The sequence below is a fragment of the Protofrankia sp. CiP1_Cm_nod4 genome (assembly GCF_982290645.1).
Window position 1 is genome coordinate 1 of record NZ_CEVIVC010000172.1, and the last position, 9,360, is coordinate 9,360.

Sequence of the window (9,360 nt, forward strand, 5' to 3'; positions counted from 1 at the left end):
GGTGCGCGGATCGGCGAAGGGGCTGTTCTCGAACGGGTCGTCATCGGCCCGGGCGCAGTGGTCGGGCCCCGAGCAAAGGTACGGGACTGCGTCCTGCTGCCCGATGCCGTGGTTCCAGAGGGCGAAAGCGTCATTGGGGAGGTGCTGGCTTGATGCGGGTACTTCTGCTGACCTCTGGCTTTCCGCCCACTACAGGCGGTGCGGAGAGTTACGCGAGCGTGCTGGCCGAGGGTTTGACCTCGCGTGGCCATGACGTCATGGTAGTCACCGACCGGGTGGCGGGCACGAGTTTGACAGCTGAACGTGACCGCTTGCGGGTCCGGCGACTTTCGGAGTACCGGGAATTGCTTACGGATCCGAGTAAGCTGCCCTGGGAGCAGATGGTTTTCGGTCTGCTGCCCGAGCTCGCCCGCGCTCTGGCGGGATGGTTCCCCGACGTCGTCGTCGCGAACAATCTGGAGACGACCGTTCTCGGCAGGATCGTCGCCTCCGAACTGGACATTCCGCTGGTCGGTTCCTACCACGAGCACAAGCCCGAGACCGAACCGTTCGGCCGAGGAAAGATTGCGCTGGGCTACCGCAGCCTCGCACCCGACCTTGTGCTGGCAGGGTCCGAGTACTACCGTGCCCGCGCCGCGAAGCTGCTGCCGCCGGAACGGATCCGGCTGATCCACCACGGGGTCGACACCGAACTGTTCCACCCCAGTCGTGACGGAGGACCGTTCCGGCGCCGGTACGGGTTGGGCGACGGGGAGTTCCTCTTCGTCACGGTCGGACGGCTCAAGGAGCGGAAGGGGCACCTCGGTCTAGTCCGGGCGTTCGCCCGGGTCGAGGAGCCGGCCCGGCTGGTGATTGCCGGAACGGTCAGCTCGGCGTCCACGCAGTACGCCGGGGCGCTGGAAGCGGAGGTCGACCGCCTCGGCGTGCGCGGGAGGGTGATGATCGACCGCGAGGTGGATCACAGCCGGGTACCGGACCTCCTCGCGGCCGCCGACACTGTCGCCCAGCCGAGCCTGTCCGAGGGACTCGGCTTGGCGCTGCTGGAGGCCATGAGTTCGGGCCGACCCGCGGTCGCCACCAGGATCGGGGGCTTCACCGAGATCCTCGCGGCCGGAGCAGCCGGGCCTCGGGCCGGTCTCGTCGAACTCGTGGATCCCGACGACGCCGAAGGCCTCGCTGGAGCTCTGCGACGGCTGCGGGCCGACGCAGAGTTGCGCTCCCGGCTGGGTGCCGCCGCCCGGGGACATGTGGTCAAGCATTTCTCCCAGACCGTGATGATTGACCGGACCGAACAGGTGCTCCACGAGGTCGTCGGATGATCTCTCAGGTGGTCATCGTGGCGGGCGGGCCAGGTACCCGGCTGGCCGGGATGCTGCCCGGATTGCCCAAGGTCCTCGCTCCGGTCGGGGGCCGTCCTTTCCTCGGGCACGTCCTGGATCTCCTCGCCGTGCAGGACATCCCCTCGATCCATCTCTGCCTGGGCCACCGCGCCGACCAGGTAATCGCCTACCTGGAGGAGCGCCCCCCGGACAGTCTGAAGGTGACCGCATCCGTCGAGGACACGCCGCTGGGCACCGCCGGTTGCCTCCGCGAGGCCAACCTGGAGGAGGAATTCGTCCTGTTGCTGGGCGACACCTACACCCCGGTCGACCTCGCTGGGCTAGTGGAGCGCTGGTACGCCACCGGCCGGGAGGCCGCCATGGTCGTCCTGCACAACCAGGACCGGCTCGTGCCCAGCAACACCGAGGTCCGGGACGGCCTTGTCGTCCGGTACGACAAGGCCGCTGAGGGGCTCGAGTACGTCGATTACGGCATCGCTTTGCTGCGGCGCGCCTCGCTGAGCCGCCTCCCGCCTGGCCCCGCGGACCTCGGAACGCTCTTCCGGTCGCTGATCGAGGATGGTGAGCTCGCGGCGCTCGAAGTCCATCAGCGCTTCTACGAGATCGGCTCGCCGGTGAGCCATGCCGAGTTCGCGAGGCTAGTGGACGGACGCCCGCCGAAGCAGCGGATCAGCACCCGCCAGGTCTTCTCAAGCCCATGGATGCAGTTGCGTGAGGATGAGGTCCGCCTCGCCGATGGCTCCATCGAGCCGTTCGCGATGGTCACCCGGGCGGACTCGGTGCTGGTCCTCTGCCGGCTGGATGACGGTTCCCTGGTAATGACCCGGCAGTTCCGATACGCGGCGGGCCGATGGAGTCTCGAGTTGCCGCAGGGCGGAGTGCTTCCCGGCGAGTCGGCCACGGATGCCGCGCTCCGTGAGCTCGCCGAGGAGACAGGCTGGATCGGCGCCGCGCCGCGGGTCCTGGCGGAGCGGTTGTACGAGGCGGCTGACTGGGCGGCGCAGAGTTTCGCTGTCGTCGAGGTCAGAGCCGTACGCCGGGACGTGGCGCGGCTCGAGGCCGGCGAGCTCGGTGCCGAGACCTGGTGCGTCCCGCCCAGCCTGCTTGCCCGGCACATCGCGGACGGGTTGGTCTTCGACGCAGCGACCCTCGCTGCCCTCTTGCTGCACCGATCGGATCAGAAAGGTGAGGCCGAAGCATGAAGATACTCGTCACCGGGGCGGCAGGGTTCATAGGCTCCCATGCCGTCCAGACCCTGGCGGGTCTCGGGCACGAGGTCATCGCCACGGACCTCGTCGACCCGCTTCCGGGGACGCCCGACCAGGTCGCCTACCTGCGGGGAGAACTCGCAGACGTGCTTCCTCGAGCAGTGCCGGGAATTCAGGAGGTCTGGCACTTCGCGGCCAATGCCGACATCCCGCTCGGAGCCCGGGACACCGGGATTGACTTCCGCTCCTCCGTGTGGATTACCCAGCAGGTGCTCGAAGCGATGCGCCAAGCCGGGGTTGGAACACTTCTCTTCCCATCCACGAGTGCGGTCTATGGCAATGGGCTGGGCCCGGTCGTCCGCGAGGTGGACGGTCCTCTGCTGCCAGGCTCACTGTACGGGGCGGGGAAGCTCGCCTGTGAAGGCTTGATCTCCGCCTATACCGGGCTTTTCGGTATTCGCGGGCTTGTCTTCCGGCTAGGCAACGCCGTCGGCGGCGGGATGAGCCGGGGAATCATACGCGATTTCATCGCCAAACTCGACCGGGACCCCACCGTCCTTTCCGTCCTCGGAGACGGCAGGCAGCGCAAGTCCTACGTCTTGGTCGACGATGTGATTGCAGGAATGCGGTACGTCGCCGACCTGCCCGCAGGGACCGGAGCCGAGGTCTACAACCTCGCCGCCGGTGGAAGCCTTTGTGTGGCGGAAGTGGCGCACGCCGTGGCCCGTGCCCTGCGATTGCCGCCGCCGGAGCTCAGACCGAGTTCAACGGACCTGTCCTGGCCGGGAGACCAGCCAGTGGTCGAGCTGGACATTGAGAAGATCCTGGCGACCGGCTGGCGGCCTCGGCTGACTGCGGCGCAGGCCGTCACGGAGGCGGTCCGACGGCTCATCGCAACCCGGGAGCCCGCGTGACCGAGGCCCTCGCCATCGTACGGACCCCTCTCCGGTTGACGCTCGGAGGGGGCGGCACCGACCTGCCCTTCTACCGATCCCGGTTCGGAGGCGACATGCTGACTGTCGCCATCTCGCTGTGCGTCACCGTTGTCGGCCGGCTTGGCCGCCTGGACGGTGGCCACCGGTTCTCCCACGACGTCACAGACATCACCGCGGCGGGGGCTGAAGTCGGCAATCCCTATCTACGAGAAGCGCTCCGACTCACCGGAACCGATCGGCCCTGTGAGATCACCTCGATGGGGCCCGTGCCGCCAGGGACCGGGCTCGGCAGTTCGGGCGCGTTCGCGATCAGCCTGCTGGGCGTCCTGCACGCACTGGCCGGGCGCGAACCGTCCCCCGTGGAGCTCATCGAACAGGCTCACGAATTGGAAGTAGGCCGACTTGGCATGCCAATTGGTAAACAGGACCACTACGCCTGCGGGCTAGGCGGGCCGCGCCGGCTAGTCATCGACACATCGGGAACGGTAACCGCGACGCGGATCGTGGCTACTCCGAGGACGCTGCGACTGTTAGACGAGCGCTTGCTGCTTTTCTATACCAGACGGCGCCGCGACAGCGTGGCGCAGCTCGTGGTCCCGACGGCTGGCACTGAACTAAGCCGCCGGATCGAGCAGCTCGACCACATCCGCAAGCTCGGCGACGAGACCCGCGTCGCGCTTGAAGCCGGACGGCTGGACGACATCCCACCACTGATGAGGGAACACTGGCACATCAAACGGCAGCGCGAGGCCTCGGGTCTCTGGGACGACTGGCTCAGCGCCGCGCGTGCCCAAGGAGCGGAAGCAGGCAAGATCGTCGGTGCGGGTGGTGGCGGATTCCTGCTCGTCTACGCAGGTCCCGACACCCATCCCAGGGTGATTGCCGCGCTGCGCGACACCGGACTGGTCCACGTGCCTTTCACGTTCACCGATAAGGGAACCGTCACCACCCGCCTAGGAGGACGACCTTGACGGGCTTCAGCAAGCAGTTCTTGGACGAGCTGGCGGCCATATCCGGACGGCTCGACACCGCCCTCGTCGACGAGCTCGCCGAGCGGCTCGGCGAGGTGCGGGACACCGGCGGCCGGCTGTTCATCCTCGGGATCGGCGGCGGTGCCGGCAACGCCGGGCATGCGGTCTGTGACCTGCGCGGGCTGGCAGGGTTTGATGCCTATGCACCGACCGATAACCCGGCTTCGCTCACGGCGTTGACCAACGACCACGGGTGGCGTTACGCGTTCTCTCGCTGGCTCGAGGACAGCCGGCTTGGGCCTCGGGACGCGGTGCTGGTGTTCTCAGTGGGCGGCGGCTCCGAGGATCCGCCGGTGAGCGTGAACCTTGTGGAGGCGGTGCGGCTTGCGACCGAGCGGGGGGCATTCGTCTGCGGGGTGGTCGGCCCGGACGGCGGCGAAACCGCGCGCCTGGCCGACGTCTGTATCCGCGTGCCCGTCGCAGATCTGACCTTCCGCACCACCCACACTGAGATCATCCAGTCGGTCGTCTGGCACATGCTGGCGACCCATCCCCGGCTGAACACCGTCACGCCGCTCTGGGAGACGTTGCGCCCATGAAGCCAAAGGCGATCATTTTCGATCGGGACGGCGTGCTCAACCGGCTCTGGCACGAACCCGACCTGGGTACGGTCGATTCCCCGGCCCGTCCCGAACAGGTCCGGCTGATGCCCGGAGCGGCAGAGGCTGTGGCCCGAATCACTTCGGCCGGCGTCCCCTGCGCGATCGCGTCCAACCAACCGGGTATCGCCAAAGGGAAAATGACAGCTCGGCTGCTCGGTCAGGTGACCCGGACCTTGCTGGACCGTCTCGAAGCCGAAGGCGGCCGGATCGATCACGTCTTCTACTGCCTGCATCACCCGGACGCCTCAGTAACCAGGCTGCGCGTCGACTGCCCTGACCGCAAGCCGCGCCCGGGCTTGCTGCTGAAAGCGGCTGCCGTGTTTGGCGCCGCCCCCGCCGACTGCTGGTTCATCGGGGACACGGGAACAGATGTCAGGGCGGGCAGGGCCGCGGGATGCCGCACAGCCTGGCTCGGTTCCGCTCGATGCGATCGGTGCCCGACACTCGCTGGCACACGCCCCGACCTCATCGCGGACAACCTTCCCGACCTCGTCGGCTCGATCCTCTACAAGGACTTCTGATGCAGCTCTTCCTCGACAGCGCCGACGAAGCGCAGATCCGCTACTGGCTACGGCAGGGGGTCCTGGACGGCGTGACCACCAACCCGACTGTGCTGCGTCGGGCTGGCGTCACGGACCGTACGGGCACGCTTGCCAAACTGAGTGACCTGGTCGCGCCCGGCCCCCTGCACGCGGAGGTCACCTCTGCCGCCGGTGGAGAACTTGTCAGCGAGGGTGTGGAGCTGCACCGCCTCGCCTCGAACATCGTAGTCAAGGTGCCGGTGCTTACTCCGGAGGGCGAGCCGTGTCTCGCCGAGATCTCTACACTCGCCGAGGCGGGGGTCCGGGTCAACGCCACCGCCTGCCTGTCGTTCGGGCAGGTGGCTCTGGCAGCGAAGGCGGGTGCCGCGTACGCCAGCGTGCTCGTCGGCCGGATCAACGATGAGGGCGGTGACGGACCTGGGGTCCTAGCCGCATGCCGGCGCTGGATCGACGACTGGCGGCTGCCGGTCCGGCTGGTTGCGGCGAGCGTGCGCGGTGCCGCTGACGCGCAGCGGAGCATGACGGCTGGCGCCCACAGCCTGACGCTGCCGCCGGACGTTCTCTCGGCCCTGGTCGATCACAAGTACGCACGCCACACCGTGAAGCAGTTTCTACAGGACGCCGGAGCGCCGCATGGTTCATAACGGAGGAGAATGATGAGCGATCTGTCCACGCCTGAGCGGATATGGTTCGATGGGGCGGTGCGCCCCTGGCAGGACGCCCGGGTGCACGTCTGGAGCGAGGTGGTGTTGCGGGCGGCGAGTGTCTTCGAAGGACTGCGGGGTTACTGGAACGAGGCCGAGTCACGGCACTACTTCGTCCATGTCGAGGACCATGTCCGGCGGTTAGCCGAGTCGATGCGGGTCGTCCGTATTCCCCGGCCGATCCAGGTGGAGGAGGTTACCCGGGCGCTCGGCGAGTTGGTGGCCCGCCTCGGCTATCGCCAGGACGTTTATGCCCGCCCGACCGTCTACCTTGAGCAGGGCAAGTACACCGTCGGAGGTTCTGCCGAGGACTGCGGTTTTTTCCTGCCAGTCTTCGAGTCGGCGCGCGCGGACTCCATTGAGCAGGGACTCACCTGCCAGGTCTCGTCGTGGCGGCGGTCGGACGACTCCACCGCCCCACCCCGGGTGAAGGCCGCCGCCAACTACTACAACCTGCGACTCGCCCGGCTCGAGGCGACGACACACGGGTACGGGGAGGCCATCCTGCTGAACCCTGAGGGCAGGGTGGCCGAGACCGGTGGCGCCTCGGTGTTCGTCATGCGTGGCGGACGGGTCGCGACACCGCGGCTGACCTCCGGGATCCTTGAGAGCATCACCCGGCGCAGCGCAATCGAACTGCTCGCCGAAACTGGTACCGAAGTCGAGGAGCGGGACGTTGAACGCACTGAACTCTACCTCGCCGACGAAGTGTTCCTCGCCGGAACCCTGTGCGAGATTACGCCGGTCACCGGCATAGACGGACTCGACGTTGGAGGGCGCAAGCCCGGACCGCTGACCCGGGAGCTGCAGGAGCGCTATTACGACGCCTGTCGGCAGGGAAAGGACGACACCCGAGGCTGGCTCACCGCCGGACCAATGCTGTGAGATACCTGCGTCGTGACGAGGATAGCGCGCAGACCGGGCCGCTCAGACTGCTGGCACGGCAGGGGCGCGAGTTCGTCCGTGACATCGGGCTTGCATGGCGACAGGGGCTGATCTGGCCGGTTCTCGAGTTTCACGTGCGGCTAGTCGCGGGCCGTCCGGGGGATGGTCGGGCACACCGCTGGGTGCGCGTCGCGGTCGGCAGACGGACCGCACGATGCCATTTGCGGGCCGGGCTGAGCGATCTGTTCGTGCTCCGGGAGGTCTTCGTGTACGGAATCTATGAGTTCCCGTATGAGGAGGCCGGGGGAGAGGTCCGTACCGTGCTCGATCTGGGGAGCAACATGGGCGCCTCGCCCTTGTATTTCAGCCTGCGCTTCCCCAACGCCCGGGTGGTGTGCGTCGAGCCGGTCCCAGAGAACGCGGAGGAACTTCGCGTGAACGCGGCGGCCAACGGGTTCGATTGGGTGGTCGAGCAGGCTGCAGTGGCGGGACAGCCGGGGGAGGTGCGGTTGTTCCCGAGTGGCTGGTGGGCGTCAAGCTCGACGACCCAATCGGTGGCCGAGGCACGCACAGCATTCCGGCACCGGCCGGAGCGCGACCTCGCGCTACCTCCGCTGGCGGTGCGGGCGGTCACCGTAGACCAGCTGCTGGACGCCGCCGGTTGGGAGAGCGCCGACCTGCTGAAGGTGGACGTCGAGGGGGCCGAAGAGCAGATCTTGCTCGATGGGCGTCCGGACTGGCTGCGCCGCGTGCGGGTGCTGGCGCTGGACATCCATGCGAAGTACGTGAGCAGGGAGCGGATCGTGGCCCGCCTCGCAGAGTACGGTTTCTCCGCTGCGGCGGACCACGGACCCCATTCAGCAATCTTCGTCAGGAGGTGAAGTGGCCGCCAATGATCGTGTAACGGGGCTGCTCGCCGGTGCCGGAACCGTCGAGGACCAGATGGGCCGCGTCGCTGGGGTGCTGTTCGGCGAAGTAGCGGTCCTCGGCGGGCATCCACTCCTCGACCCACTGGGAGCGGGCGGCTTCGCCGTCGCGCTCCAGTCCGCGGGCGAGGCGCAGCCCGCGGTCGGCGGTGCAGAAGATTCGATGAGTGTAGAAGGACCGAAAGCGGGCCTCGGTGCTGTAGATCCCCTCAATGATCACCGGGACTGCGGCGGGCACATCCACCCAGTCGCCGAGACGGTCGTGGTCCCAGTCGTACCGTTGGTACTTGGCCTGCGACCTCCCGACGACCGGAGAGAGGACCTGGTCGCGCAGCCGGTCGAGGTCGAACTGCGCCCCCGGGACGAAGTCGCCGGATGGTCGGATCGTCGATGGCAGGTAGAAGTCGTCTCCCTGGACGACCACCGCGCCGAGAGCCCGGGCGAGCGCCACGGCGAAGGTGCTCTTTCCCGCCGCGCCAGGGCCGTCTACGCCAATCAGCGGAAGATCGACTTCTTGGCGGATGCGCTCGGCAAGTGTCCCGAGGTCGAGCAGTTCTGTGGAGCGGAATCCAGTAGTTGTCATGTACCGATCAAACCATAGTTCCAGACGTAAGATGGATTCTTATCCAGTGGATTCTAAAATGCCAAAATCAATACTTTTCGATGTTGGAATGACACTTATTCATGTCAATGGGGACGTGCTTTCCGGGTGCTTTGCGGAGGAAGGTGTGCAGGTTGACCCCAGCGACGCCGTCGCCGCACTCGTCCTGGCCGCGGAGGCCCGCCACCTCGACTACCCGCGAGGGGCGGATGGGGACGGCCGGGTCGCCCGGCACCTTGGCTTCCTCCTCAACGTCGTTTCAAGCCGCGCGGAAGCGGCCTTTGCTCGCGCACTTCGCCATCCCGAACTATACTCGGTCCTTGACCCGGGCGCTCACGCGACGCTCGCTGAGCTGAAGGAACGGGGTGTGTGCCTGGCCGCGGTGGCCAACGCCGATGGCCGATTGGAACAAGAGCTCGGCGCCTTTGACCTTGCTCGCTATTTCGACGTGTTGGTCGATTCCCAAATGCTTGGGGTGGAGAAACCCGACGCGAGGATATTTGATTGCGCTGCCGAGCGGCTAGGCGTCCCACTCCAACATTCCTGGTACGTCGGAGACGGGCTTGTCAACGATGTACTCGGAGCC

The 9,360-nt window shown here is 67.1% G+C and carries 11 protein-coding genes; 10 read left to right on the plus strand and 1 reads right to left on the minus strand.

The features are described 5' to 3' along the window. The first annotated feature begins 152 nt into the window (after positions 1-152). The 9 genes from AC5LSR_RS21475 (at position 153) to AC5LSR_RS21515 (ending at position 8,128) form a co-directional block, all read left to right on the plus strand. Positions 153-1,319 carry a glycosyltransferase family 4 protein gene (locus tag AC5LSR_RS21475; RefSeq protein ID WP_250285187.1) on the plus strand — a complete coding sequence of 389 codons (1,167 nt, stop codon included), beginning with the start codon at positions 153-155 and terminating at the stop codon, positions 1,317-1,319. Continuing rightward, entirely contained in the window at positions 1,316-2,542 is a 1,227-nt protein-coding gene (locus AC5LSR_RS21480) for an NUDIX domain-containing protein (protein WP_250285179.1), read from the plus strand. Before AC5LSR_RS21475 ends, AC5LSR_RS21480 begins: the two co-directional genes overlap by 4 nt. Then, positions 2,539-3,462 (plus strand): NAD-dependent epimerase/dehydratase family protein, encoded by a 924-nt coding sequence (locus AC5LSR_RS21485; protein WP_250285178.1) that lies wholly within the window; start codon positions 2,539-2,541, stop codon positions 3,460-3,462. The genes AC5LSR_RS21480 and AC5LSR_RS21485 overlap by 4 nt, the downstream gene beginning before the upstream one ends. A 95-nt stretch (positions 3,463-3,557) precedes the next feature. Further along, complete coding sequence (locus AC5LSR_RS21490) at positions 3,558-4,454, plus strand: GHMP family kinase ATP-binding protein (protein WP_493468904.1); 897 nt, start codon at positions 3,558-3,560, stop codon at positions 4,452-4,454. Between the two features lie 20 nt (positions 4,455-4,474). After that, positions 4,475-5,053: a phosphoheptose isomerase family protein gene (locus tag AC5LSR_RS21495; protein WP_250285176.1), complete on the plus strand. Its 579-nt coding sequence runs from the start codon at positions 4,475-4,477 to the stop codon at positions 5,051-5,053. Continuing rightward, positions 5,050-5,637 carry a D-glycero-alpha-D-manno-heptose-1,7-bisphosphate 7-phosphatase gene (locus AC5LSR_RS21500; RefSeq protein ID WP_250285175.1) on the plus strand — a complete coding sequence of 196 codons (588 nt, stop codon included), beginning with the start codon at positions 5,050-5,052 and terminating at the stop codon, positions 5,635-5,637. The genes AC5LSR_RS21495 and AC5LSR_RS21500 overlap by 4 nt, the downstream gene beginning before the upstream one ends. Next, a complete protein-coding gene (locus tag AC5LSR_RS21505; RefSeq protein WP_250285174.1) occupies positions 5,637-6,302 on the plus strand; it encodes a transaldolase family protein in 666 nt (221 codons plus the stop codon). Before AC5LSR_RS21500 ends, AC5LSR_RS21505 begins: the two co-directional genes overlap by 1 nt. Before the next feature lie 12 nt (positions 6,303-6,314). Beyond that, positions 6,315-7,247, plus strand: a complete 933-nt coding sequence (ilvE, locus tag AC5LSR_RS21510) for a branched-chain-amino-acid transaminase (RefSeq protein ID WP_250285173.1) — start codon at positions 6,315-6,317, stop codon at positions 7,245-7,247. Then, entirely contained in the window at positions 7,244-8,128 is an 885-nt protein-coding gene (locus tag AC5LSR_RS21515) for an FkbM family methyltransferase (RefSeq protein WP_250285172.1), read from the plus strand. Before ilvE ends, AC5LSR_RS21515 begins: the two co-directional genes overlap by 4 nt. Here the strand turns inward: AC5LSR_RS21515 and AC5LSR_RS21520 are convergent. Beyond that, positions 8,118-8,756: a uridine kinase family protein gene (locus tag AC5LSR_RS21520; protein ID WP_250285171.1), complete on the minus strand. Its 639-nt coding sequence runs from the start codon at positions 8,754-8,756 to the stop codon at positions 8,118-8,120. The two genes, AC5LSR_RS21515 and AC5LSR_RS21520, sit on opposite strands and share 11 nt — an antisense overlap. Positions 8,757-8,814: 58 nt before the next feature. Between AC5LSR_RS21520 and AC5LSR_RS21525 the strand changes: the two genes are divergently transcribed. After that, positions 8,815-9,360: HAD family hydrolase (locus AC5LSR_RS21525; protein WP_493468905.1), on the plus strand; the 546-nt coding region annotated here is incomplete at its 3' end.

What these genes read in the sequence shown, in the direction of transcription:
- AC5LSR_RS21480 (WP_250285179.1), top strand. Translation starts at nt 1,316, where the DNA reads ATGATCTCTCAGGTGGTCATCGTGGCGGGCGGGCCAGGTACCCGGCTG.
- AC5LSR_RS21485 (WP_250285178.1), top strand. Translation starts at nt 2,539, where the DNA reads ATGAAGATACTCGTCACCGGGGCGGCAGGGTTCATAGGCTCCCATGCC.
- ilvE (WP_250285173.1), top strand. Translation starts at nt 6,315, where the DNA reads ATGAGCGATCTGTCCACGCCTGAGCGGATATGGTTCGATGGGGCGGTG.
- AC5LSR_RS21520 (WP_250285171.1), bottom strand. Translation starts at nt 8,756, where the DNA reads ATGACAACTACTGGATTCCGCTCCACAGAACTGCTCGACCTCGGGACA.
- AC5LSR_RS21490 (WP_493468904.1), top strand. Translation starts at nt 3,558, where the DNA reads ATGCTGACTGTCGCCATCTCGCTGTGCGTCACCGTTGTCGGCCGGCTT.
- AC5LSR_RS21500 (WP_250285175.1), top strand. Translation starts at nt 5,050, where the DNA reads ATGAAGCCAAAGGCGATCATTTTCGATCGGGACGGCGTGCTCAACCGG.
- AC5LSR_RS21505 (WP_250285174.1), top strand. Translation starts at nt 5,637, where the DNA reads ATGCAGCTCTTCCTCGACAGCGCCGACGAAGCGCAGATCCGCTACTGG.
- AC5LSR_RS21475 (WP_250285187.1), top strand. Translation starts at nt 153, where the DNA reads ATGCGGGTACTTCTGCTGACCTCTGGCTTTCCGCCCACTACAGGCGGT.